This window comes from Jiangella anatolica (assembly GCF_003236295.1).
Classification (GTDB): Bacteria; Actinomycetota; Actinomycetes; order Jiangellales; family Jiangellaceae; genus Jiangella; species Jiangella anatolica.
In genome coordinates this window covers 57,619-81,624 of record NZ_POTW01000022.1, presented here as the reverse complement: position 1 = coordinate 81,624, position 24,006 = coordinate 57,619, and the positions used below count along the sequence as shown (strand labels likewise).

Below are 24,006 nucleotides of genomic sequence, written 5' to 3'. Positions count from 1 at the left end.
CCCCCACCCACCGCGACGGCCACCGCGTCCACGTCCGGCGCCTCCTCGATCACCTCGGCGGCGACCGTGCCCTGACCGGCGATGACGTCGGGATGGTCGTAGGCGGGCAGGTACCGTGCGCCGGGCCCGGCGGCCGCCGCCGTCGCCGCGGCGGCCGCGTCGGCGTAGGTGTCGCCGTGCCGGATCAGCCGGGCGCCGGTCTCCTCGATCCGGCGCGCCTTGGTCTCGGGCACGGTGTGCGGCACGTACACCGTGGCCGGCAGGCCGAGCAGCCCGGCTGCCGTCGCGACGCCGAGGCCGTGGTTGCCGCCGGACGCCGTCACGACGTGCTCCGGCCGGTCGCCGTTCAGCAGCGCCGTCAGCGCACCGCGCAGCTTGAACGAGCCGCTGCGCTGCAGGTGCTCCAGCTTCAGCAGCAGCGGCCGGCCGTCGACCTCGGCGCGCAGCAGCGGCGTGCGCCGGATGTACGGCGCGATGGTGGCCCGGGCCGCGGCCACGTCGGCCGGCCCGGGCAGGTTCGTCGTCGTCATGATTGCTCCAGGTGTGCGGCCAGCTCGTGCAGCGACGCGATGCGGTCGCGCTCGCCGGCCGGGCCGGTGCCGCGGCGGTCCAGGTGGACGGCGCGCAGCCCGGCGGCGCGGGCGGCGACGACGTCCAGCTCGTGGTCGTCGCCGACGTAGAGGACGCTGGCTGGGTCGAGGCCGAGCGCGGCGCACAGGCCGGCGTACGCGCGCGGATCGGGCTTGGCGCAGCCCAGCGACTCGGCGGTGACGACGGGGCCGACCCGTCCGATCAGCCCGATCGTCGCGATCTTGTCGTTCTGCAGCTCGTCCGGCCCGTTGGTGAGGATGCCGGTGCGCAGCCCGGCCGCCGCCACCAGCGCCAGCGCCGCCTCGGCGTCGTCGAAGCGGCGCCAGCCGGTCCGGTAGGCCGCGGCGTACTCGGCCCACAGCGCGTCCAGCCCGGCCGGGTCCGGCGCCGGCCGGCCGAGCAGCGCGAACAGCCCGTCGATCCGACGGCGGCGCTGCTCGGCCATGCTGACCAGGCCGTCGCGCCAGGCGGCGAAGTGCCGGTTCTGCAACTCGAACCAGGCCGCCGTCAGCTCCGGCGTGGCCGGGCCGTGGAACGTGGCCAGCCAGGCGCCGAGGCCGTGTGCCGCGGCGCCGGAGTGGTCGAAGAGCGTGTCGTCCAGATCGAACACCACCGCCGCGAGCTCAGCCACCTCTTCACCCTACGAGGCGACGCCGATCGGGGCGGTGGCGACCGTGGCGGTCCGCTCGACGAACGCGCCGTGCACGTCGGCGGCGGCCTGCAGGCCGGGTGCGACGGCCGCTCGGAACGGCTCGTACAGGCCGACGTCGAGGTGCACCTCGCCGGGCTTCAGCGTCCGCCGCCACCGCCCGGCGACCTGGCTGCCCAGCAGCAGTACGCTGTTGGCGGCGCCGTCGAGCCGGGTGCCGGCCGCGACGCCGGAGAGGTCGAGCAGCCGCTTGCTCTCGGTGTAGCCGACCAGGTACTCGTCATAGGCCTGCACCAGATGCACGGCGGTCTCGTCGACGTCGCCGGCGCCCGGGCCGTCGGCCGTGCCCGCCGCGGCCCAGTAGGTGACGCCGTCGACCTCGTGGCTCTCCAGGGCGTCGCCGGCCAGCGCCAGCCCGGCCGCGATGTCGGTGCGGGTCAGGCTGGACCACCAGGCGAAGTCCTTCACCGTCGCCGGGCCGTGGCTGGTGAAGTAGCGCCGGGTCAGCTCGGCCAGCGCCGCGTCGCGGTCCAGCGTCCGGGCGTTCGGCGCCCGCTCGTCGAGGCGGGCGTACGTGTGCTGCTTGCCGGCCAGCGGCCCGCTGCAGACCACACCCTCCAGCTCGGCGAACATGAGGATGTAGGCCAGCCGGAACCGCTCGGCGACGATGCCGGCGCTCGCCAGGACGTCGCCGACCTGCGCCCGGGTCAGGTACGTCGAGCCGGCCAGCGCACCGGCGATCACCTCCGTGCCGCGGCGCAGGACGGCGTCGTCGAGGTCGAACTGGCGGTAGGCGTAGCCGTTGAGGACGTGCACCCGCGGGCCGGTCAGCGCCAGCAGCCAGCCGATGTCGTCGGGGGTGACGAAGTGCCAGGTCGGGCGCAGCACGTGGGTGCGCAGCAGCTCGCCGTCGTCGAACGCCCGGTCCAGGCCGGCGTCGGTGACGGCGCCGCCGAGCCGCTGGCCGACGGCCCACTTGGCCGGGTGGTAGTCCTGCGACTGCAGCGCGCCGAACCAGGCGACGACCTCGCCCGGCGTCGCCGCGTCGAGCGGCCCGCCGAGGCCGACGGTGCGCAGCCGGCGGCGGACCAGTTCGACCTCGTCCATCGCTCAGCCCTGCCGCGCGGCCCAGGCGCTGACGACCTCGTCCAGCACGCCCAGCGGCAGCGGCCCGTTGCCCAGCACGACGTCGTGGAAGGCGCGCAGGTCGAACCGGTCGCCGGCGATCTCGGCCGCGGCGGCGCGGATGCGCTGGATCTCCAACCGGCCGACCATGTAGGCCAGCGCCTGTCCGGGCGCGGAGATGTAGCGGTCGACCTCGGTCTCGATCTCGACCCGGCTGGTGGCCGTGTTGGCGACCATGAAGTCGACCGCCTGCTGCCGGCTCCAGCCCTTCGCGTGCAGCCCGGTGTCGACGACCAGCCGGCACGCCCGCAGGGAGTCCTCGCTGAGCATGCCCAGCCGGGCGATGTCGTCGGAGTACAGCCCCATCTCGTCGGCCAGCCGCTCGGCGTAGAGCCCCCAGCCCTCGTCGAACGCGGTGACGTTGGCGAGCCGGCGCAGCAGCGGCAGGTCGGTGAGCTCCTGGGCGATGGTGAGCTGGAAGTGGTGGCCGGGCACGCCCTCGTGGAACGCGACGGACTCGGCGGCGTAGCGGTCGCGCTTCTCGGCCTCGTGCGTGTTCGCGAAGTAGGTGCCCGGGCGGCTGCCGTCCATGGCCGGCTGCATGTAGTAGGCGGCGGGAGCGCCGGGCGCCTCGGCCGCGGGCACCGCCTCGACGACGCAGCTCTGCGACGGCAGCCGGCCGAACCACTGCGGCGCGGCCTGCTCGGCCCGCCGGATCGCCGACCGGGCGGCCCGCAGCAGCTCGTCGGCGTCGCGCCAGCGCATCGCCGGGTCGGTGCGCAACCGGTGCAGGATCTGCTCCAGCTCGCCGGTGCCGAACACCCGCTCGCCGACGACGGCGTACTCCTCGGTCAGCCCGGCCAGCACGTCGAGGCCGGTCTGGTGCAGCTCGTCGGGGGTGCGGATAGTCGTGGTGTGACCCTTGGCGGCCCTGGCGTAGAACTCGTCGCCGCCGGGCAGCCAGCACAGCCCGGCGCGGTCGTCGGGCCGTCCGTGCGGCGCCACGTCGGCGGCGACGGCGTCGCGGTAGCGGCCGATGGCCGGGTACACGACCTCGGTGAGCAGCCGGTCGCGCTCGGCCCGGAAGGCCGCGGCGTCGGCACCGCTGCCGGCCGCCGGCTCGGGGCGGCGCAACGGGTCGTCGTCGGGGCTGGCCAGGTAGCGGGTGAAATGCTCGGCGGTGGCCTCGGCCAGCCGGCGCACCGGCAGCCGGCCGGCGGCGATGCCGTCGCGGTGCCGCCGCGCGATCGCGTCGAGCAGCGCCGGCAGCCCGGCCAGCCGGGCGAGGTAGCCGTCGGCGTGTGCCTGTTCGGTGATGCCGGTCATCGGCAGGAACGAGAGCGTGGCCGGCGCCGGCGCGAAGAACGAGTCGGTGACGGTGTACTCGACACCACGGACGGCGAGCCGGTCGCGCTCACTCTCGGCCTGCTGCAGGATGACGGCGCGGGTGATGCGGTCGGCGTCGTCCAGCCCGGCCGGATCGACGGCCTCGGCGCGCGCCGCGATGCCGGCCAGCCGGTCGTCGACCGCCGCCTCGCCCGCCTCGGTGTAGTCGGTCAGCTTGTCCTCGCGATCGCGAAAGCCGATCAGCGAGGCCTCCAGCGGGGCCGCGTCGAACATGGCGTCGATGAGCTCGTCGGCGAGCTGGGCGATGGTCATGCGGATCTCCCACGGGGTCGGCTCGTGGGGACGACGCTATCCCGGCGCGCCGACAGTGCGACAACGGATATCGCCAGCACCGCGGCGAGCAGCGCGCTGACCGTCGCGGCCACGGTGATCCCGTCGGTGAACGCGTCCCTGGCCACCGCGAGCGCGTCCGGGTCCCGGACCGACGCGACGGCCGCGCCGAGCGTGTCCGCGCCGGTCCCCGCGCCGCGGAACACCGCCGCCACGACGCTGCCCAGGACGGCGATGCCCAGCGCCCCGCCCAGCTGCGGCGCCATCGACGACAGCGCCGCGGCGGCGCCGGCCCGCTCCGGCGGCGCGGCGCCGACGACCTGGTCGGTGGCCAGCGCCATCATCGGGCCGAGGCCCGCCGACACCGTCACCGAGCCGGCCACCAGCAGGCCGAGCGACGAGGACGCGGTCAGCTGGGTGAGCAGCGCGAAGCCGGCCGCCGACACCGTCAGCCCGGCGCCGATCACCACGCCCGGCCGGATCCGTCGGGTCAGCCGCGGCGCCAGCAGCGACCCCACGATCACCCCGGCCGCCGACGGCGCCGTCCACAGCCCCGCGCGCAGCGGCGAGAGATCCTGCACCAACTGCAGGTACTGGGCGAGGTAGTAGTTCGCGCCCCACAGCACGAAGATGCCGATCGCCAGCGTCGCGACCGCCACCGAGAAGCCCGCGTCGCGGAACAGCCGCACGTCGACGACGGGGTCGGCCAGCGACCGCTGCCGGAGCACGAACACCGTGCCCAGCACAACGCCGCCGGCCACCGCCGCGACCGGCGGCCAGCCCGCACCGCCGGCGGCGATCTCCTTCAGCCCCCACACCAGCGGCAGCACCGCGCCAAGCGACAGGACGACGCTGACGACGTCGATCCGGGCCGCCGCCGTCCGCTCGCCGGCCGGCAACAGCACCGGCCCGAGCGCGAGGATCAGCACCATCACCGGCACGCCGAGCAGGAACACCGAGCCCCACCAGTACCGCTCCAGTAGCGCGCCGCCGACCAGCGGGCCGATCGCGGTGCCGCCCGCGACGCTGGCGACCACGATCCCGACCGCGACGGCCCGCCGCCGCGCGTCGGGGAACATCGCCGCCGTCAGCGACAGCGTCGACGGCATCAGCGTGGCGCCCGCGACGCCGAGCAGCGCACGCACCGCGATCAGCGATCCGGCGCTCGGCGCGTACGCGGCGACGACCGACAGCACGCCGTACGCGCCGGCGCCGATCATCAGCAGCCGCCGGGTGCCGATCCGGTCGCCGACGGCGCCCAGCGCCAGCATCGAGCCGGCCAGCAGGAACGCGTAGACGTCGACGATCCACAGCAGCTGGGTGCCGGACGGGCGCAGGTCGGCGTCGATGGCCGGCAGCGCGAGATGGGTGACGGTCAGTTCGAGGGAGGCGAGGACGGCGACGACGCTCAGCACGGCCAGCCCGGCCCAGGCGCGTCCGGAGGTTTCGGAGGTGGTCACGGACCCCAGCAGACAACCTGAACCAATGTTCAGGTCAAGCTAGAGCTCCGAACGCAGCTCCGCCGCCCGCGCGACGACCGTGGCGAGCACCCGCCGCGTCGTCGCCAGCTCCTCGGCGTCGATGCCGGCGTAGGCCTGCGCCGTCACCGCGACGACCCCCGCGTGCAGCTCGTCGTACTGGGCCCGCCCGGCCGACGTCAGCCCCGCCTGCTCGTACGTGTCGTAGGCCAGCAGACCGCGGTCCTCCAGCGCGCAGAGCACCGCCGTCGCCTCGACGGCGTCGATGTCGAGCGCCAGCACCAGGCCGTCGCGCAGGGACGGCTGCGACACCCGGCCGGGCGAGGTGCCCAGCGTGCGCAGCGCGACCCACTCGGCCAGCGTGACGCCGCGGGCGTCGAGGATCAGGCCGAGCAACGAGTGGATGGCCTTGGCGGCGGCGCCGATGTCGACACCGATGAACGGGGTGGTGATCATGCGGACCTCCCGGGGTCCTGCGGCGGTGGCGCCTCGAGCAGGGTGGTGAGGGTGGCGACGAAGGCGCGGGTCTGCTCGCTCTCGGGCCCGCCGAGCGGCGCGGCGAGCTGCTCCTGCAGTGCCATGACGCGCTCGCCCGCGGCCTGGACGACCTCGGTGCCGTTGTCGGTGAGGGCGAGCCGGACGGCGCGCGAGTCGGCCGGGTCGGTGCTGCGGCGCACCAGGCCGTTGCCCTCGAGCGTGCGTACCAGCTTGGAGACGAAGACCGGGTCCAGGCCGGTGTGGTCGGACAGTTCCCGCTGGCTGGGCTGCCCGCCGCCCTTGGAGATGCCGTAGAGCGTGCCGAGCACGGAGAACTGCGCCTGGGTGAGCCCGAACGGCGCGAGCACCCGGTCCAGCAGCGCGCCCCACTTGGTGGCCAGCCGCCAGATCAGGTAGCCCGGTGTCGGATGCTTCTTCATCCCGAAAAACTGTACGTGGACACTATGTCCACGGCAACCTTTTATTTCGGCCGCAGGATCGGCGGGTACAGCGCAAGCGCGTCGCCCCTGCGATAGAGCTGGGCGGACCGGCCGCCGGTCGCCGAGCCGGGCCGCACGCCGTGCTCGACGGAGACGACGAAGCCGGGGGTCGAGAGCACCTTGCGGCGGAAGTTCGCCCGGTCCCAGGTGACCCCCCACACCGCCTCGTAGACCTCCTGGAGGTCACGGACTGTGAACGGCTCGTCGACGAACTGGGTGGCCAGGGTCGTGTATTCCAGCTTCGCCCGGACCCGCTCCAGCGCGTCGCCCACGATGTGCGCGTGGTCGAACGCCAGCTCGGCCGGCCGCATCGACGTGACCGGCCACCACCGCGCCTCGGCCGCGTCGCTCCCGCCGGCGACGTCGGGCAACGACGGCGCGAGCGCGACGTAGGCGACGGACACCACACGCATCCGCGGATCGCGATCCGGGTCGCTGTAGGTGGCGAGTTGTTCGAGGTGACCGGCGAACTCGACACCGGTCTCCTCGGCCAGTTCACGCCGGGCCGCCTCGTCGGCCGACTCGTGCGGTTGTACGAAGCCGCCAGGGAGCGCCCAGCACCCGGCGAACGGCTCGACGCCTCGGCGGACCAGCAACAGGCAGAGCGAACCGTCGCGCAACGTGAACACGGCCAGGTCCGCCGTCACGGCGAACGGCGGGAAGGCGGCCGGGTCGTACGCCCGCTCGTCGCTCTGCTCGCCCCTACCCGCCAACTGCCTCCGCCTTCATCGGCTCCGCGAAGCTGCACCGTACCGCGAGCAGCTGGTCGACCACCCGCACGGCGAGCCGTAGCCGCTGGTCCAGCGTGCCCGTCAGCAGCACCCACGAGTGCCCGGCGGCCGTGAGCGCCGCCGTGAACCAGCCGGTCATCCTCGCCCGCACCTGCTCGCCGTCGCGCAGACCGTCCTGGACGAACGGCACCCCGATGTGGTCGGTGACCAGGTAGACGTCACGTCGCGGGAGGTCGACCGTGCCGGCAACGCGGGCGTGGTGGCTGTCGCGGCCGAGGTAGCGCCGCTCCCAGATCGTCGTGGCGAAGGCGTCGGTGTCGCAGACCACCAGGGGCGACCCGGTCGCCGCCGCCAGGTCCTCCATCCGGTTCTGCCGGCCCGCGATGACGGCGAAGTCCGGCGCGGTCCACACCAGGTCGGTCACCTCGGCCTCCGGCCGGCCGACTCGCGACTGGGCCAGCTTCGCGACGGTGTAGTGCCGCCCGTACTCCGGCACCCAGGCGGTCGCCCGCCAGACGCCACCGCGGGCTCGGTAGTGCTCGGCCAGCACCTGGCTCACCGTCGTCGTCCCGGTCGACTCGGCGCCCACGACGACCACCCGGCAGGCGAGGTCGCGGCGGACCGGCGCGGCCAGCCGATGCCAGTGCCCGGCGAGATCGGCGCGGACCGCCGTCGCCGACACCGGCACCTGGGTCCGATCCGGATCCACGGCGACGTGAGCCGCCCCGAACCGGCGAGCCAGTTCGGCGCCGTACGCCTCTCCGGTGAGTACGACATCGATCGGGGTGGCGGTGACGGCGGCGGTCGCGGCCCGCATCGAGGCGACCTGCGCCGCCCAGACCGTCTCCGATTCGAGGTCCATCGGCGCGTCGCAGCGGACGCCGGTCACGACCACGCCGGGATCGACGGCATGCACCTCACGAAGCCAGCGCACGCGGTCGGCCAGCGGCAGGCTCTCCGTCGCCGCCGCCATCGCGACGACGGTGACCCGCTCGGCCACCGTCGCCGCGGTCCGGACGAGGTGATGGTGACCCGCGTGCGGCGGGTAGAACTTCCCGATGACCAGGGCGTGGCGGTACATCGTCGTCACCCGGCCGGTACGGGGACGGTCGCGCTCGTCCCGGCCATCGACGTGCGCCAGCGCACCAGACCGGCCACGCACAACCCGAGGAACCCGGCATAGAGCAACGCCGTCAACGTCAGCCCCTTGTGCAGGTAGAGCGGCACGTACACGAGGTCGGCCGCGATCCACAACAGCCAGGACTGCCACCGCTTGCGCGCCTGACCCCAGGTCGCGAGCAGCGACAGCACCGTCGTGACAGCGTCCCAGAACGGCACCGTCGACGGCGTCCAGGCGGCCAGGGCGACGGTCAGCGTCGCCGTTCCCGCGACTCCGGCCACGGCCAGCCCGGCCCACTCGCGCCCCGTCACCCCGGTGACGGGCAGCGCCGCCGCGCCGCCGCCGTTCAGCCAGTTCCACCAGCCCCACACCGCCAGCCCGATGTACACGACCTGCAGCCCCGAGTCGGCATAGAGCCCTGCCGACGCGAACAGCGCGATCCACAGCAGGTTGTTCGCGATGCCGACCGGCCAGTTCCACAGCGACTGCCGGCCGACCAGCCAGACGCAGGCGGCGCCGGTCAGGAAGCCCAGCAGCTCGGCCCGGCTGGTGGGCGCGCCGAACGCCGTCCACGCCGGAGACTGCAACCAGTCGATCATCATCGCCTCCTGTAGTCAGGGTGACTACAGGAGACGATAGCGCCTTAGTGTCACGCTGACTACAGTCGCGGGTCGACCGGCTCGGACTCCAGCGCGAGCACGGCGAAGACCGGCTCGTGCACCCGCCACAGCGGCTCGGACCGGGCCAGGCGCTCCAGGGCCTCCAGGCCGAGCGCGTACTCGCGCAGCGCCAGCGACCGCTTGTGCCCGAGCCCGCGGTCCTTCAGCCGCGCCAAGTTCGCCGGCTCGGTGTAGTCGGGGCCGTAGATGAGCCGCAGGTACTCGCGGCCGCGCACCTTGAGGCCCGGCTGGACCAGCCCCTTCCTCCCGCGGACGAGCCCGGCGGCCGGCTTGACGACCATCCCCTCGCCACCGTCGCCGGTCAGCGACGCCCACCACTCGACGCCGGCCGCGACGGACTCCGGCGACGACGTCGACACGCGCAGCCGGCGGGTCGGACGGAAGCGGACGGGGTCCGCGGCGACCAGGCGGTCGGCCAGCTCCAGGTGCCAGGCGTGCGGCCGGTCGTGGTACGTCGCGCCCTCGGTCGCGAGCAGCTGGAACGGCGCCACCTGCACGCCGTCGAGCCCGTCGACCGGCCACACGTAGCGCCGGTACGCGGCCGCGAACGCGTCGGCGTTCACCGCCCGCGACCGGGTCCGGTCCAGCAGCGCGGCGACGTCCAGGCCGCGCGCCGCGGCGGCCGACAGCGCCGTCACCGCTGCGGGGAGCGCCGACCGGGCGGCCGCGCCGACCGCGGCGTACTGGTCGCGCAGCAGCGGCCCGGCCTTCACCGACCACGGCAGCAGCTCGGCGTCGAGCAGCAGCCAGCCGGTGGCCGGCTCGTCCCACAGCCCGGCCGCGGACACCGCCGCCCGCACGTCGCCGAGCAGCTGCTCCGTCAGCGCCGGCGGGAAGAACGAGCGGCCGGTCCGGGTGTAGACGGCGCCGGTCTCGCCGGCCGGCGCGCCGAACCGCCGGGCCGCGGTCTCCGCGTCGCGGCAGACCAGCAGCACGGCCCGCGAGCCCATGTGCTTCTCCTCGCACACGACCTCGCCGACGCCGTCGGCGGCGAACGCGGCGAACGCCTCGGCCGGGTGCTCCAGCAGGTCCGGCAGCGGCGACGTCGCGACCGGCGCCATCGTCGGCGGCAGGTACGGCAGCCAGCGCGGGTGCAGCGCGAACCGGCTCATCACCTCCAGCGCGCCGGCCGCGTTCTCCGCGCGCACCGTCACCCGGCCGTGGTGCGCGGTCTCGACGACCCGCTTGCCGAGCACGTCGGTGAGGTCCAGCTCGTCGCCGCCGCAGACCGGCGCCGACGGGACCAGCGGCTTCACCGGCTCGTACCAGACCCGCTCAGCCGGCACCTGGACGACCTCGCGCTCCGGGTAGCGCAGCGCGGTGAGGTGACCGCCGAACACGCAGCCGGTGTCGAGGCACATCGTGTTGTTGACCCACTCCGGCTCCGGCGTCGGCGTGTGCCCGTACAGCACCATCGCGCGGCCGCGGTAGTCGTTCGCCCACGGGTAGCGCACCGGCAGGCCGAACTCGTCGGTCTCGCCGGTCGTGTCGCCGTACAGCGCGAACGAGCGGACGCGCCCGGAGGCGCGGCCGTGGTAGGCCTCCTTCAGTCCGGCGTGCGCGACCACCAGCTTGCCGTCGTCGAGGACGAGGTGCGAGACCAGGCCGCGGCACCACTCGCGGACGGCGACGGTGAACTCCGGCGGCTGCCGCTCCAGCTGGGCCAGCGTCTCGGCCAGCCCGTGCCCGATCTTCACCTGCTTGCCGTCCAGGGCACGGATCAGCTTGTGCTCGTGGTTGCCCGGGACGGCGAGCGCGTGGCCGGTCGCCGTCATGCCCATGGCCAGCCGCAGCACGCCCGGGCTGTCCGGGCCACGGTCGACGAGGTCGCCGAGGAAGATCACCCGGCGGCCCTCGGGGTGGACGGCGTCATCGTCGGTCACGACGTAGCCGAGCCGCTCCAGCAGGCTCACCAGCTCCGAGCGGCAGCCGTGCACGTCGCCGATGACGTCGAACGGGCCGTGCTCGTCGCGGCGGTCGTTGTAGAGCCGCTCACGCGTGATCGTCACCGCCTCGATCTCGTCGATCGAGCGCAGCACGTGCACCTGCCGGAAGCCCTCCTTCGCCAGTCCCTTGAGCGAACGGCGCAACTGGTCGCGCTGGCGCCGGACGACGTGCGGGCCGAAGTCGCGGTCCGGGCGGTTGCGGTTGCGCTCCAGGCAGACGCTCTCCGGGACGTCGAGGACGATCGCGACCGGCAGCACGTCGTGCGCCCTCGCGAGGTCGAGGAGCTGGCGCCGGGCGTCGCGCTGCACGTTCGTGGCATCGACGACGGTGAGCCGGCCGCCCTCCAGCCGCTTCCCGGCGATGTAGTGGAGGACGTCGAACGCGGCGGCGCTGACGGTCTGGTCGTTCTCGTCGTCGGCGACCAGGCCGCGGCAGAAGTCGCTGGACACGACCTCGAACCGGCCGAAGTGCTGGGCGGCGAACGTCGACTTGCCGGATCCGGACACGCCGACCAGCGCGACGAGCGACAGCTCCGGGATCGCGATGCCGGTCATGCCGGCGCCTCCGACCGGGTGAACGTCGCGAGCTGGGTCGGCGGGCCGGCGCCGGGATCGGGCTCGCCGACGGGCGCGTGGGCGACGGTGTAGCCGTGCGCCTGCGCGACGCGCTCGGCCCAGGCGGCGAACTCCGCCCGGCCCCACTCGAAGCGGTGGTCCCGGTGCCGCAGCCCGCCCTCGTGCAGGCTCGGGAACAGCACGTTGTACTCGGCGTTCGGCGTGGTGACGACGACCGTGCGCGGCCGCGCGTGCGCGAACACCGTCCGCTCCAGATCGGGCAGCCGGTCCGGGTCGACGTGCTCGATCACCTCCATGAGGACGACGGCGTCGAAGCCGGCCAGCCGATCGTCGCGGTAGACCGCAGACGACTGCAGCAGCGTGATGCGCTCGCGCTGCCGGTCGCCCATCCGGTCCAGGTGCAGCCGGCCGGCCGCCTTCTCCAGCACCCGCGGCGCGACGTCGGCGCCGACGATCTCGGTGAACGACGGGTCGGCCAGCAGCTCGCGCAGCAGCATCCCCTCGCCGCAGCCGAGGTCGACGACGCGGCGCGCGCCCGCCGCCTTCAACTGCTCGACGACGGCCGCCCGGCGCAGCGTCGCCAGCGGCACGGACGCCTCGCCGGCCGCCTCGATCTCGCCCGCCTCGTCGGTCTCGTCGGCCGCGTCGGTCTCGTCGGCGAGGGCGGGCGCGTCGTCCAGCTCGGCCAGCCGGCTCAGCGCGTCGGCGACGAAGCCGCGCTTGCGCGCCAGGTAGCGCGTGACGATCGCGTCCCGCTCCGGGTGCTGGGCCAGCCAGGATCCGCCGGTGCGGATCAGCTTGTCGACCTCGTCGCTGCTCACCCAGTAGTGCTTGGCGCCGTCGAGCACCGGCAGCAGCACGTAGAGGTGCGAGAGCGCCCGGTCCAGCGGCAGCGTGCCGCGCAGCGTCACGTCGGCGTAGCGGGAGTCGCCCCATTCCGGGAGCTCCGGGTCCAGCGGCCGCACCGCCGCGTCGACCGTCCAGCCCAGCGGCGCGAACAGCCCGGTGACGATGCCGGCGCCGGCCAGCGCCGGGAGGCGGACCTCCAGCGGCAGCGGCACGCCGACCAGCTCCGGCCGCGCGTCGCAGCGTCCCTTCAGCGCCGACCCGAACACCCGGCCCAGCGCCACCGACAGCATCGACGACACCGCGTACGGCCGGTCGTTGACGTACTGCGCCAGGCTGAGCGCGTCGCCGCCGAACCGCCGGCCGCGGACGAGGCCGATCGGGTCGACCTCGAGCAGCAGCGCGACGGTGCACCGCTGGTCCGTCGCCTCCGGGTAGAAGACGTGCGCGGTGCCGACGCTCAGGTCGAAGCTCTGCACCCGCTCGGGATGCTTGTGCAGCAGATAGCCGAGATCGGTGGCGTGGTCGGCGGTCGAGGTCAGCGTCAGCAGCACCGGACCATTCTCGCCATCCGACCTCGTCGGTACGACGTGATTTCGCCGGGACCGGGAAAGGGCCCGGGGGCGTCCAGCCGAGCTCGGACCGGGTGCGCTCACTCGACGCGGCGACGTCGGCGCCGAAGAAGCGGGCCATCCAGCCGAAGTGCGCCTCGGCCTCATCCGGCGGCACCGGCACCGCCGGCAGCCCCAACTGGCGGCCCAGGGCGGCGGCGATGTCGCGGGAGAGCAGGCCGCCCTCGGCGGCCGCATGCACCCGCGATCCAGCCGGCGCCCCCTCGAGCGCCAGCCGCACCAGCCGCGCCGCGTCGGAGCGGTGCACGGCCGCCCAGCGCGTCTCGCCGGCGCCGATGTAGCCGGCCGCGCCGCGCTCCTTCGCGATCGTCGCCAGCGTCGAGACGAACCCGGGGTCGCCCATGCCGTGCACGGTCGGGGCGAAGCGCACCGAGATCGCGCGGACACCGCGATCGGCGTAGCCGAGCGCGAGGTTCTCACCGCCGCCGCGCACCGAGTCCGGCCCGTGGTTCGGCGAGGGGTCGTCCTCCGTCGCCGGGCGCCCCTCGACGAGGCCCGCCAGGCCTGCGGCCAGCAGGAACGGCCGGTCGCTCCCCGCGAGCTCGTCGAGCATGCGCCGGACGGCGGCGTGCTCGGTGCGGCCCGCCGCCGCGTAGTCGGTGAAGTCGTGCTTGAACGCCAGGTGGACGACGGCGTCGGCGGCGCCCGCGCCTGCCGCGAGGCTGTCGGGGTCGTCGAGGCTGCCGCGATGGACGGCGGCGCCCTTGGCCGCGAGCGCGGCGGCGGAGTGGTCGGAGCGGGCGAGGCCGACCACCTCGTGGCCGTGAGCGAGGAGCTCGTCGGTGACGGCCGAGCCGATCCAGCCCGAAGCTCCGGTGACGAAGACGCGCATGGGACTTCCTCTCGTCTGATGATGTCAGTGCCTGACATCGATGCTAGCGCGTGATGTCAGCGGCTGCCATCACTAGACTGCGTGCATGGGTCGCTGGGAGCCGGACGCGAACGGGCGCATGGTCCGCGCGGCGATGGAGCTGTTCGCCGAGCGCGGCTTCGAGCAGACCACCGCCGGCGACATCGCAGCGCGCGCCGGCGTGACCGAGCGGACGTTCTTCCGCCACTTCGCCGACAAGCGCGAGGTGCTCTTCGACAGCTCCCGGACGCTGGAGCGCACGGCGGTCGAGGCGATCCTGGCGGCGCCGGCCGATGACACGCCGCTCGACGCCGCGCTGGCCGGCATGCTCGCCGCCGGCGGCCTGCTCGAGGATCGCCACGAGCACTCGGTCCGCCGCTTCGCCATCATCTCGGCCAATCCCGGCCTGCAGGAGCGCGAGCTGCTGAAGCTCGCCGCGCTGGCCGAGGCCACGGCCGGCGCGCTGCGCGGCCGCGGCGTCGCCGAGCCGGCCGCCACGCTGGCCGCGCAGAGCGCCGTCACGGTCTTCCAGGTCGGCTTCGCGCGCTGGGTCTCGGCCGAGCAGCCGCCCGGCATCGGCGTCTGCATCGCCGACGCGGCCGCGGCGCTGCGCGCCCTGAGGTGAGCGTTTCCCACTCCTGGGAGTGAGGACGTGACCGCCGGGCGGCCTGGATACTGAGCCGATGGGGCGACTGAGCGAGTACGGCGAGCGGCTGGCCGCGTGGGGCCGCGGCCTGCCGCCGGTCGCCGTCGACGCCGCGATCGCCGCGGCCTGCGCGCTCTACGTCATCTTCGACGCCGGGGTCGCCGACCGGCTCTACTGGTGGGTGCCGCTGGCGGCGTCGGTGAACACCGTGCCGCTGCTGTGGCGGCGACGGTACCCGTTCGCCGTCACCGCGATCACCGGCGTGTCGACGACGGTGCTGGCCAGCGCGGACGTCCTCTCCGACGTGCCGGCTGCGCAGCTGGTCGCGACGTACACGTTCGCCGCGCTGTCGCCGCCGCTGCTGCGGCTGATCGCCGTCCTCTGCACGGTCGCCGGCATCACCGTCTCGATCGTCATCCCCGATGACGAGGCGCTGAACCTCGGCATGATCGGCATCATGTTCGCGATCGCGTACGCCCTGGGCACCGCGGCCCGGGCCCGTCGCGACCGCATCGCGATGCTCGAGGAACGAGCGCTGCGGCTGACCCGCGAGCAGGAGACCGTCGCGACCCGCGAGCGCGAACGCATCGCCCGCGAGATGCACGACATCCTCGCCCACTCGATGAGCCTGGTCGTCGTCCAGGCGGAGGCCGGGCCGATCGCCGTCCGGCACGACCCGGACCGTGCGGAGCAGATGTTCGACACCATCTCCGTCACCGCCCGGGACGCGCTGGCGCAGCTGCGCCGCGTGCTCGGCGTGCTCCGCTCGGCCGACGACGACGGCGACCGGGCGCCGCAGCCCGGACTGGAGGCGCTGCCCGGGCTGGTCGAGCGGGTCGACGAGGCCGGGCTGACGGCGACGTTGACGCAGGACGGCGCGCCCCGGCCGGTCCCGGCCGATGTCGCCGCGACGGCGTACCGGATCGTCCAGGAGTCGCTGACGAACACCGTCAAGCACGCCGCCGCCAGCCGCGTCGACGTGCGGCTGACCTGGTCCGATTCCGCGCTGGGGATCGAGGTCGCCGACGACGGCGGCGGCCCGGCGCCCTCGTCGGCGCCGTCGGCCAACGGGAGCGGGCACGGCCTGATCGGCATGCGCGAGCGGGTCGCCGCCGCCGGCGGGACGCTGGACGCCGGGCCGGGACCCGGCGGCGTGGGCTTCCGCGTGACCGCGTCACTGCGCTTGGATTAGGGCGTGCCCGAGCCGACCATCCGCGTGCTGATCGCCGACGACCAGGCGCTGGTGCGCGGCGGGTTCGCGATGATCCTCGACGTGCAGCCCGACATCGCCGTCGTCGGCGAGGCCGAGGACGGCGTCAAGGCCGTCGCCGCCGCCCGCGAGCTGCGCCCGGACGTCGTGCTGATGGACGTCCGGATGCCCCACATGGACGGCATCGAGGCGACCACCGCGATCTGCCGCGAGACCGACGCCCGCGTCCTCGTGCTCACCACGTTCGACCTGGACGAGTACGTGTACGACGCGCTGCGGGCCGGCGCCAGCGGGTTCCTGCTCAAGGACATGCGCCGCGACGAGCTGGTCGAGGCGGTCCGCGTCGTCGCGGCCGGCGAGGCGCTGCTGGCGCCGACGGTCACGCGCCGGCTGATCGCGGACGTCGTCGGCCGCGGCGGCGGCCCGCCCGGCGCCGGCCAGGGCGCCGCCGACGGCCGGCTGGACGCGCTGACCGCCCGCGAGACGGAGACGCTGCGCCAGGTCGCCCGCGGGCTGTCCAACGCCGAGATCGCGGCCGAGCTGTTCGTCACCGAGCACACCGTGAAGACGCACGTGAGCAGCATGCTCAGCAAGCTCGGCCTGCGCGACCGGGTCCAGGCGGTCGTGCTCGCGTACGAGACCGGCCTGGTCGTTCCGGGGGAATCTCACTCCTGAGAGCGAGGCTCGAATCCGCTCTTCCCGGCGATCCGCCGGGCCCTGGTCCGGGGACACGATCGACCCAGTCCATCGGATCCCCAGGAGGCCCGCCATGTTGCGCCACATCACCGGGTTCGCCGTCAGGCACCCCCTCGTCACGATCCTCACGTGGGTCGTCGTGCTCGCCGCCGGGTTCGGCATCGGCATCGGCGTCTTCGACCGCCTCACCGCCGACGTCGGCACGGTCCCGGGCAGCGAGGCCGAGCGGGCCGAGCAGAGCGTCGACGCCGTCGCGCCGGAGGGTGAGACCGTCACCGCCGTCGTCTCCGGCGCGTCCGCCCCCTCCTTGGAGGACGGGCTCGCGGACGTCGCCGCGCTCCCCGGCATCGCGTCGGTGTCGCCGCCGCTGCCGTCGCAGACCTCCGACGCGGTCCTCGTCGAGATCGCGCTGTCGCCCGGGCTGGAGGACGACGGCGAGGGCGAGGCGGCCGCGGCGGCCGAGCGGCTGGAGTCGGTCGACGCGACCTCGGTCGTCGTGTCCGGCGGCCCGCTGTCCGACGTCGAGTTCTCCGAGACGGCGCAGGAGGACGTCGCCCGCGCGGAGATGCTGACCATGCCGGTCGTGCTGATCCTGCTGCTGCTCGTGTTCGGCGGCATCCTCGCGGCCGGGCTGCCGCTGCTGATCGCGGTCGTCGGCGTCGGCGCGACGTTCGGGACGCTGTTCGCGTTCAGCCAGGTCACCGACGTGTCCGTGTACTCGGTCCAGATCACGACGATGCTGGCCGTCGGACTGGCCGTCGACTACGCGCTGCTGATGGTCAGCCGGTTCCGGGAGGAGCGGCGGACGACGACGGACGTCCGCGAGGCCGTGCTGCGGACGTCGGCCACGGCCGGGCGGACGGTCGTGTTCTCCGGCCTGACGGTCGCCGTCGCGCTGGCCGGGCTGGTGGTCTTCAACGACCCGTTCCTGCGCTCGATGGGGCTGGCCGGGTCCGCCGTCGTGCTGGCCGACATGGCCGCGGCGCTGACGCTGCTGCCGGCGCTGCTGACGATGTTCGGCCGGCGGATCTCGCCGTCGCGGGAGCAGAACGGCGACGGCGTGTTCGCCCGGGTCGCCCGCGGCGTCCAGCGCCGCCCCGTCCTCACTCTCGTCACGACCGCGGCCGCGCTGGTCACGCTGGCGGCGCCGGTCGCGGACATGCACATCTCGCAGGGTGACCCGCGGATGCTGCCGGCGTCGACGGACACCCGCGAGCTGTGGGACCGGCTCACCGCCGACTTCCCCGAGCAGGCCCGCTGGGCCGGCGACATCGAGATCGTGGCATCGGCGCCGGCCGCGTCGGTCGAGGATCTGCGGGCCACGGTCGCGGACCTGCCCGGCATCGCGTCGGTCGAGGTCGTCCCGCTCACCGACGAGCTCACCGGGCTGGCCGCGACCCCGTCCGGCGACGCCGAGGGCGACACCGCCCAGGACGCCGTCCGCTCGATCCGGGCGCTGGACCTGCCGTACGACGTGCAGGTGGGCGGCGACACCGCGACGCTGGTCGACTACCAGGCGATGCTGGCCGACCGGCTGCCGTGGGCGATCGCACTGGTCGCGATCGGAACGCTGGCCCTGCTGTTCGCGTTCACCGGCTCGATCCTGCTGCCGGTCAAGGCGATCCTCACCAACCTGCTGAGCATCGGCGCGGCGCTCGGCGTGGTCGTCTGGGTGTTCCAGCAGGGCCACCTCGCCGGGCTGCTCGGCACCGACGGCCTGGGCTACCTGCAGCTGACCGTCCCGATCCTGGTCGGCGCGATCGCGTTCGGGCTGTCGGTGGACTACGAGGTGTTCCTGCTGTCGCGGATCCGGGAGCGCTGGCTGGCCGGCGACGGCGCCTCCGGCTCGGTGGTCGCCGGGCTGCAGCGCACCGGCGGCATCGTCACCGCGGCCGCGCTGATCATCGGCGTCGTGTTCGCCGGGTTCGTGTTCGGCGGGTTCGCGCCGATCAAGGCGATCGGCGTGGGGCTGGTGCTGGCGATCGCGCTGGACGCCGTCGTGGTCCGGATGCTGCTGGTCCCGGCGACGATGACGTTGCTCGGCCGGTGGAACTGGTGGCTGCCGCGGCCGCTGCGCCGGGTGCACGAGCGCATCGCCCTCACCGAGTCGGCGCCCGAGCCGGAGTCGGCCGAGGCACGGATGCAGCGGGAGCCCGCGCTGGTGCGCTGACCACTCGATGAATTCCGCCGGGTGGGCCAGTCTGAGGATCATGGACCGAACCATGAATCCTCGGCTGGCCCGCCTCGACGTTCTGGTGGGCGCCTGGGAGCTGACCGCGACCATCGACGACCGGGTGATGAGCCGGGCCCGCACGACGTTCCGCTGGCAGGGCGACGGCGGGCTCCTCGCCCAGCGGACCGACCCGCAGACGTTCCTCGTCCCGGAGTGGGAGGGGGCGGCCCCGGAGTGGACCGAGACCGTCATCGGCGTCGACGACTACTCCGGCGCCTACACGATGCTCCTCAGCGACGCCCGTGGCGTCGGCCGCGTCTACCGGATGGCCTTCGACGACGACCGCCGCTGGACGATGACGTCGCGCCCTGGCGAGGACTTCCATCAGCGCTTCGAGGGCACCGTCGCGGCGGACGGCGCGACGATCGACGGGCGCTGGGAGGCGTCGTCCGACGGCCGGACGTGGGCGACCGACTTCGCCGTCACGTATCGCCGGCTGGATCGCTGACCTCGCTGAGCCGTCGTTCCAGCAGCCGCCGCTCGGGCTCGGTCCGGGCGGCGGCGACGGCGTCCCGGTAGGCGGCGGCCGCCTCCTGACGCCGTCCGGCCCGGCGCAGCAGGTCGGCCCGGACGGCGGGCAGCAGCGGGTGGTCCGCGCCGATCGCCTCGACGGCGGCCAGCCCGGCCGCGGGCCCGTCGCGGAAGCCGACCGCCACGGCCCGGTTCAGCGCGATCGACGGCGACGGGCGCAGCGCGAGCAGCGCGTCGTAGGCGATGACGATGCGCGGCCAGTCGGTCTCGCCGGGGCCGGCGGCGGTCGTGTGCAGCGCGGCGATCTCCGCCTGCAGCCGGTAGTAGCCGGGCGGCCGGCCGGTCGCCCGGGCCGCCGCGAGCGTCGTCAGGCCGGCCTCGATCGCCGCGCCGTCCCACCGGTCGCGGTCCTGGTCCTCCAGGGTGATCAGCTCCCCGGCGGCGTCGGTGCGGGCCGGGCGGCGGGCGTGCTGCAGCAGCAGCAGGGCGTGCAGGCCGAGCACCTCGTCGTCGTCGGGGAGCAGCTGCGTGAGCAGGCCGGACAGCTGGATCGCCTCGGCGGCGAGGTCGTCGTGCACCGTCGCGTAGCCCTCGGTGAAGATCAGGTAGACGACGGCGAGGACGGCGTCGACGCGGGCGGCCAGCCGGTGCGGCTCCGGCACCCGGAAGCCGATGCCGGCGTGCTCTATCTTGTTCTTCGTGCGCAGCAGCCGCTGCCCCATCGTCGCCTCGCTGACCAGGAACGCCCGGGCGATCTGCCGCGTCGACAGCCCGGCCACCGACTTCAGCGTCAGCGCGACCCGGCCGGCCATCGGCAGCGCCGGATGGCAGCAGGTGAACAGCAGCTTCAGCCGGTCGTCGGCGTACGGGCCGGGCTCGTCGGCGGTGGCGTCGCGGGCCAGCTCGGCCAGCGCCTGCGCCTCGCGCAGCTTCGTCCGCTCCGTCTGCCGGCGTCGGAGGACGTCGAGCGCGCGGCGCCGGGCCGTCGTCGTCAGCCAGGCGCCGGGATTCTCCGGGACGCCGTCGGCGGGCCAGCGCTGCAGCGCCCGCTCGATGGCGTCCTGGAGGCAGTCCTCGGCGAGGTCGAAGTCGCCGGTGACCCGGATCAACGCGGCGACGATGCGCAGCCGCTCGGCGGCGACGGCGCCGGCGACCGCCGCCGCGACCGGGCGGCGGGCGTCCGTCACCCGTCGAGGGGCCAGAACGGCCGCAGTTCCAGCCGTCCGGTGTAGGCCATCGAGTGCTTCGACGCGATCTCGATCGCCTCGTCCAGGTCCTCGCAGTCGAGCACGTCGAAGCCGACGATCCACTCGTTGGTCTCGGCGAACGGGCCGTCGGTGACCAGCAGCTCACCGCCGCGCACGCGCACCGTCGTCGCGGCGGAGGACGGGCGGAGCCGGTCGCCGATGACGTGCTTCCCGGCGCCGGTGACGTAGCCGAACCATTCCTCGATGTCGGGCGCGGCCGCGGCGTCGGCCTCGGTGTGGTCCGGGTCGGTGCCGACGAGCATCAGGTACCTCATGGGGCTTCTCCTTCGCTGGATGGTGTCATCTTCGCGGTGACGCCCCCACGACGAACGGGCCGGCCCGGATCCGACACAGCTACGCGCCGAATTCCACCCGCATCACGACGCGGCGCTTCGTGGGGTGGCTGACCTCGGTGAACCCGGAAGCCTCGTACACCTGCCGGGCGCCGACGTACAGCTCGCCCCAGGTGATCTCCTTGCCCGGCTCGGTGAGCATCGCGTACGCCTCCAGCGCCCGGGCGCCGCGGTCGCGGGCGTGGCCGACGGCGGCCGCGGCCAAATGGTAGGTCAAGCCGCGGCCGCGATAGCCGTGCCGCACGATCATGCAGGTCACCGCCCACACGCCCGGATCATCGCGGTCCTCGTCCCGGCCGCCCCACGTCACCCGGCTGCGGCCTCTGGTCAGCTTCGGGTACGCGACCCGCGGCTCGACCGCCGCCCAGCCGGCCGGCTCGCCGTCGACGTAGGCGACCAGCCCGCTGGTGTGCCCGGCGTCCGGCTCGTCGCACCCGGTCTGCGCGCGCTGCCGCTCGACTCGCTGGTCGAACGTGGAGTCGCGCCACATCCAGCCCTCGACCTTGAACCACTGGCAGCGGCAGCGAGCCGCGTCGCCGGCCGTCCCGAACACCGCGGAGAGGTCGGTCCAGCTGGCCTCGTTCGCCGGGACGACCGTCACCTGCTCCGCGCGGATCGGCTCCGTCACGACGCCGGCTGCGGCGGGTCCTCCCCGACGCGGCCGTCGATGTTCTCGCGCAGCAGGTCGGCGTGCCCGGCGTGGCGGATGTAGTGCTCAACGGCGTCGACCAGCACCCGGCGCAGGTTGGGGTGCTGGCCGGACTCCGTCGTGAAGATCGACGGCTGGTCCAGGCCGGCGCCGTTCGCCAGTACCGTCGCCCACGCCGCGCGGGACCGCTCCACCGACGCGCGCCACAGCCCGTACAGCTCGTCCGGGGTGTCGTTCGCCGCCGAGTGCCACTCCCAGTCGGGGTCGGCGTCGAAGTTCTCCTGCTTCCACGGCTCGGGCATGGGGTCGCCGGTGATGAACTCGGCGATGCGCATGTCCTCGGCCAGCGCCATGTGCTTGAGCATTCCGCCGAGCGTCATGGTCGACGGCGGGAGCGGCGTGCTCAGCGCCTTCGCGTCGAGGCCGTCGCACTTCCAGGCGAACTGCGCCCGGGCGCGGTCGAGCGCGAACGTCAGCATCTCGACCTCGTCGCCGGCCATCGACTCCTTGATGACGGTCATGTCCTGAAGGTCCATGGGAGGCACGCTAGAGTCTGTTCCGGACGTTCCGCTTCCGGATTGTGAGAAATGCCGTGTCGATCGACGCCAGCCCGACGGCGCGGGCGCTGCTGGCGCTCGAGCTGATCCAGGCCAGCCCCGGCATCACCGCCGAGCGGCTGGCCGACGCGCTGGGCGTCACCGAGCGGGCCGCCCGGCGCTACGTCGCCATCCTGCGCGAGGCCGGCCTGCCGATCGACTCCGTGCGCGGACCCTACGGCGGGTACCGCGTCGGCCGCGGGGTCCGGCTGCCGCCGCTGCTGTTCTCCGAGGCCGAGGTGCTGGGCCTGGTCATGGCCGTGCTCGACGGTCACCACGACGCGGCCGACGCCGCGGACCCGGTCGGCAGCGCGCTGGGGAAGCTGCTGCGGGCGCTCCCCGAGCCGATCGCGCAGCAGGCCGAGGCGGTCCGCCGGACGACGGCGCCGGCGCCGGACCGCGCCGCCGCCCGCCCCGACCCGTCCATCGCGACGACGCTCGTGCAGGCCTGCGCCGACCGCCGCCTCGTCCACCTCGGCTACCGCTCCGAGGCCGGCTCGGAGTGGTCCGCCGACGTCGAGCCCTGGGCCGTCGTCGTCCGGCACGGCCGCTGGTACCTGCTGTGCTGGTCGCACGGCTCGTCCGCGCGGCGCGCCTACCGGATCGACCGCGTCACGTCGGCGTCGGCGCTTCCGGGGTCGTTCTCGCCGCCGGCCGGCCTGGACGCCGTCGCCGAACTTGAGGCACACCTGGCCCGCGGCTGGGAGTTCGAGACCGAGGTGATCGTCGACGGGCCGCTGGAGAAGGTGCGCGGGTACCTGCCGCGCACGCTCGGCGCCCTGGAGGCCGTCGACGCGGAGACGACCCGGCTGACCGGCAGCACCAGCAACCCCTGGTGGTACGCCGAGCAGCTGGCCGTGCTGCCGGTCCCGTTCCGCATCGTCGGGTGCACGGAGCTCCAGCACACCGCCCACGCCGTCGGCCAGCGCCTGGTCGCCGCGTCCGGGCTCTAAGGCCGCTCGCTGTCGAGGTCGGCCATGAACGGCGCCGGGTAGCGGTCGCCGCGGGCGGAGCCGGCCGGGATGAGCTCGTCGAGGCCGGCCAGGTCGTCGTCGGTCAGGGTGATGCCGGTGCTGCCGATCATCGACGCCACCTGGTCGAGCCGCCGCGGCCCGACGACCGGGACGATGTCGTCGCCCTGCGCCGCGACCCAGGCGATCGCCAGCTGCGCCACCGTCGCGCCCTTCGCGTCGGCGATGCCCTGGAGCCGGGCGACCAGCGCCTCGTTGTGCTCGCGGTTGGCGCCCTGGAACCGCGGCGAGATCGCACGGGCGCCGTCGGCCGTGCCGCTGCCGCCGATCAGGCCGCGCGCGAGCACGCCGTAGGCGGTGATGCCGATGCCGAGCTCCCGGCAGGTGGCCAGGATCTCGTCCTCGATACCGCGGCTGAGCAGCGAGTACTCGATCTGCAGGTCGCAGATGGGCGCGACCGCCGCCGCTCGGCGGATCGTCTCGGCGCCGACCTCGCTCAGCCCGATGTGGCGGACGTGGCCCTGCTCCACCAGCTCGGCGATCGCGCCGACGGTCTCCTCGATCGGCACGCCGCGGTCCAGCCGCGCCGGCCGGTAGACGTCCACGTGATCGGTGCCCAGCCGCTGCAGCGAGTAGGCGAGCGAGCTGCGGACCGCCGCCGGGCGGCCGTCGAACCCGCCCGGCGGGCGGCCGGGCGCGAGCAGGGCGCCGAACTTCACCGACAGCACGACGTCGTCGCGGCGGCGGTCGCGCAGGGCGCGGGCGATCAGTTGCTCGTTGTGGCCGGCGCCGTAGAAGTCGGCGGTGTCCAGCAGGGTGCCGCCGGCGTCGAGGTAGCTGTGGATGACCCGGACGCTGTGGTCGTCGTCGGTGCGGCCGTAGGCGCCGGACAGGCCCAGGCCGCCCAGTCCGGGCGATGTGACGGCAGGGCCGGTGCGGCCGAGGGTGCGGGTGTCGAGCTTGGTTGTCATGCTCTCCAGCGTCGGCGCGGCCGGGCCGCCTGTGCAGGCCCGGCGTATCCAGGGACGGCCTCTCCCTGGATACCGTCGCCGCGGC

23 protein-coding genes and 1 pseudogene are annotated in these 24,006 nt (G+C 74.4%); 6 read left to right on the top strand and 18 right to left on the bottom strand.

The window, feature by feature from the left end:
• The 13 genes and pseudogenes from C1I92_RS11630 to C1I92_RS35575 form a co-directional block, all read right to left on the bottom strand.
• A partial coding sequence (locus tag C1I92_RS11630) for a threonine ammonia-lyase (protein WP_146605106.1) occupies positions 1 to 530 on the bottom strand: 530 nt, incomplete at its 3' end.
• Positions 527 to 1,222: an HAD family hydrolase gene (locus C1I92_RS11625; protein ID WP_199521151.1), complete on the bottom strand. Its 696-nt coding sequence runs from the start codon at positions 1,220 to 1,222 to the stop codon at positions 527 to 529. The genes C1I92_RS11630 and C1I92_RS11625, both read right to left, overlap by 4 nt.
• A gap of 9 nt (positions 1,223 to 1,231) precedes the next feature.
• Positions 1,232 to 2,347, bottom strand: a complete 1,116-nt coding sequence (locus tag C1I92_RS11620; RefSeq protein ID WP_111254821.1) for a winged helix DNA-binding domain-containing protein — start codon at positions 2,345 to 2,347, stop codon at positions 1,232 to 1,234.
• A gap of 3 nt (positions 2,348 to 2,350) precedes the next feature.
• Entirely contained in the window at positions 2,351 to 4,024 is a 1,674-nt protein-coding gene (locus tag C1I92_RS11615; protein ID WP_111254820.1) for a DUF885 domain-containing protein, read from the bottom strand.
• Entirely contained in the window at positions 4,021 to 5,502 is a 1,482-nt protein-coding gene (locus C1I92_RS11610) for an MFS transporter (protein ID WP_199521150.1), read from the bottom strand. Before C1I92_RS11610 ends, C1I92_RS11615 begins: the two co-directional genes overlap by 4 nt.
• Before the next feature lie 39 nt (positions 5,503 to 5,541).
• Positions 5,542 to 5,976 carry a MarR family winged helix-turn-helix transcriptional regulator gene (locus C1I92_RS11605; protein ID WP_111254818.1) on the bottom strand — a complete coding sequence of 145 codons (435 nt, stop codon included), beginning with the start codon at positions 5,974 to 5,976 and terminating at the stop codon, positions 5,542 to 5,544.
• Positions 5,973 to 6,437: a MarR family winged helix-turn-helix transcriptional regulator gene (locus C1I92_RS11600; RefSeq protein WP_111254817.1), complete on the bottom strand. Its 465-nt coding sequence runs from the start codon at positions 6,435 to 6,437 to the stop codon at positions 5,973 to 5,975. Before C1I92_RS11600 ends, C1I92_RS11605 begins: the two co-directional genes overlap by 4 nt.
• Positions 6,438 to 6,478: 41 nt before the next feature.
• On the bottom strand, positions 6,479 to 7,210 hold the full coding sequence (locus C1I92_RS11595) for an NUDIX hydrolase (protein WP_111254816.1): 732 nt from the start codon (positions 7,208 to 7,210) through the stop codon (positions 6,479 to 6,481).
• On the bottom strand, positions 7,200 to 8,309 hold the full coding sequence (locus C1I92_RS11590; protein WP_111254829.1) for an AAA family ATPase: 1,110 nt from the start codon (positions 8,307 to 8,309) through the stop codon (positions 7,200 to 7,202). Before C1I92_RS11590 ends, C1I92_RS11595 begins: the two co-directional genes overlap by 11 nt.
• A 5-nt stretch (positions 8,310 to 8,314) precedes the next feature.
• A complete protein-coding gene (gene pnuC / locus C1I92_RS11585) occupies positions 8,315 to 8,950 on the bottom strand; it encodes a nicotinamide riboside transporter PnuC (protein WP_111254815.1) in 636 nt (211 codons plus the stop codon).
• Positions 8,951 to 9,006: 56 nt separating this feature from the next.
• A complete protein-coding gene (locus C1I92_RS11580; RefSeq protein ID WP_111254828.1) occupies positions 9,007 to 11,529 on the bottom strand; it encodes a polynucleotide kinase-phosphatase in 2,523 nt (840 codons plus the stop codon).
• Positions 11,526 to 12,950 carry a 3' terminal RNA ribose 2'-O-methyltransferase Hen1 gene (locus tag C1I92_RS11575; RefSeq protein ID WP_111254814.1) on the bottom strand — a complete coding sequence of 475 codons (1,425 nt, stop codon included), beginning with the start codon at positions 12,948 to 12,950 and terminating at the stop codon, positions 11,526 to 11,528. Before C1I92_RS11575 ends, C1I92_RS11580 begins: the two co-directional genes overlap by 4 nt.
• A 337-nt stretch (positions 12,951 to 13,287) precedes the next feature.
• Positions 13,288 to 13,860, bottom strand: a pseudogene (locus C1I92_RS35575) (NAD-dependent epimerase/dehydratase family protein); the annotation flags it as partial.
• Between the two features lie 85 nt (positions 13,861 to 13,945).
• On the opposite strand from C1I92_RS35575, the gene C1I92_RS11565 reads away from it, so the two are divergent.
• The 5 genes from C1I92_RS11565 to C1I92_RS11545 all read left to right on the top strand — a co-directional run bounded on the left by C1I92_RS11565 (position 13,946) and on the right by C1I92_RS11545 (position 19,111).
• Positions 13,946 to 14,503 (top strand): TetR/AcrR family transcriptional regulator, encoded by a 558-nt coding sequence (locus C1I92_RS11565; RefSeq protein ID WP_111254813.1) that lies wholly within the window; start codon positions 13,946 to 13,948, stop codon positions 14,501 to 14,503.
• 58 nt (positions 14,504 to 14,561) lie between these two features.
• A complete protein-coding gene (locus tag C1I92_RS11560; protein WP_111254812.1) occupies positions 14,562 to 15,716 on the top strand; it encodes a sensor histidine kinase in 1,155 nt (384 codons plus the stop codon).
• A gap of 69 nt (positions 15,717 to 15,785) precedes the next feature.
• The gene (locus C1I92_RS11555) at positions 15,786 to 16,409 is read left to right on the top strand and encodes a response regulator (protein ID WP_111254827.1); all 624 of its coding nucleotides are present in this window, start codon (positions 15,786 to 15,788) and stop codon (positions 16,407 to 16,409) included.
• Positions 16,410 to 16,503: 94 nt separating this feature from the next.
• Complete coding sequence (locus C1I92_RS11550; RefSeq protein ID WP_111254811.1) at positions 16,504 to 18,600, top strand: MMPL family transporter; 2,097 nt, start codon at positions 16,504 to 16,506, stop codon at positions 18,598 to 18,600.
• Positions 18,601 to 18,640: 40 nt separating this feature from the next.
• Complete coding sequence (locus tag C1I92_RS11545; RefSeq protein WP_146605105.1) at positions 18,641 to 19,111, top strand: hypothetical protein; 471 nt, start codon at positions 18,641 to 18,643, stop codon at positions 19,109 to 19,111.
• On the opposite strand, the gene C1I92_RS11540 is transcribed toward C1I92_RS11545, so the two are convergent.
• The 4 genes from C1I92_RS11540 to C1I92_RS11525 all read right to left on the bottom strand — a co-directional run bounded on the left by C1I92_RS11540 (position 19,086) and on the right by C1I92_RS11525 (position 21,919).
• A complete protein-coding gene (locus tag C1I92_RS11540; protein WP_111254809.1) occupies positions 19,086 to 20,321 on the bottom strand; it encodes an RNA polymerase sigma factor in 1,236 nt (411 codons plus the stop codon). The genes C1I92_RS11545 and C1I92_RS11540 overlap by 26 nt on opposite strands.
• Positions 20,318 to 20,656: a YciI family protein gene (locus C1I92_RS11535; RefSeq protein WP_111254808.1), complete on the bottom strand. Its 339-nt coding sequence runs from the start codon at positions 20,654 to 20,656 to the stop codon at positions 20,318 to 20,320. Before C1I92_RS11535 ends, C1I92_RS11540 begins: the two co-directional genes overlap by 4 nt.
• A 79-nt stretch (positions 20,657 to 20,735) precedes the next feature.
• Positions 20,736 to 21,362, bottom strand: a complete 627-nt coding sequence (locus C1I92_RS11530; protein WP_199521147.1) for a GNAT family N-acetyltransferase — start codon at positions 21,360 to 21,362, stop codon at positions 20,736 to 20,738.
• Entirely contained in the window at positions 21,359 to 21,919 is a 561-nt protein-coding gene (locus C1I92_RS11525; protein WP_111254807.1) for a mycothiol transferase, read from the bottom strand. The genes C1I92_RS11530 and C1I92_RS11525 overlap by 4 nt, the downstream gene beginning before the upstream one ends.
• 56 nt (positions 21,920 to 21,975) lie before the next feature.
• Here C1I92_RS11525 and C1I92_RS11520 point away from each other — a divergent pair, with 56 nt between their 5' ends.
• Positions 21,976 to 22,932 carry a helix-turn-helix transcriptional regulator gene (locus tag C1I92_RS11520; RefSeq protein ID WP_111254806.1) on the top strand — a complete coding sequence of 319 codons (957 nt, stop codon included), beginning with the start codon at positions 21,976 to 21,978 and terminating at the stop codon, positions 22,930 to 22,932.
• Here C1I92_RS11520 and C1I92_RS11515 read toward each other — a convergent pair.
• Complete coding sequence (locus tag C1I92_RS11515) at positions 22,929 to 23,921, bottom strand: aldo/keto reductase (protein ID WP_111254805.1); 993 nt, start codon at positions 23,919 to 23,921, stop codon at positions 22,929 to 22,931. The two genes, C1I92_RS11520 and C1I92_RS11515, sit on opposite strands and share 4 nt — an antisense overlap.
• Positions 23,922 to 24,006: the final 85 nt, after the last annotated feature.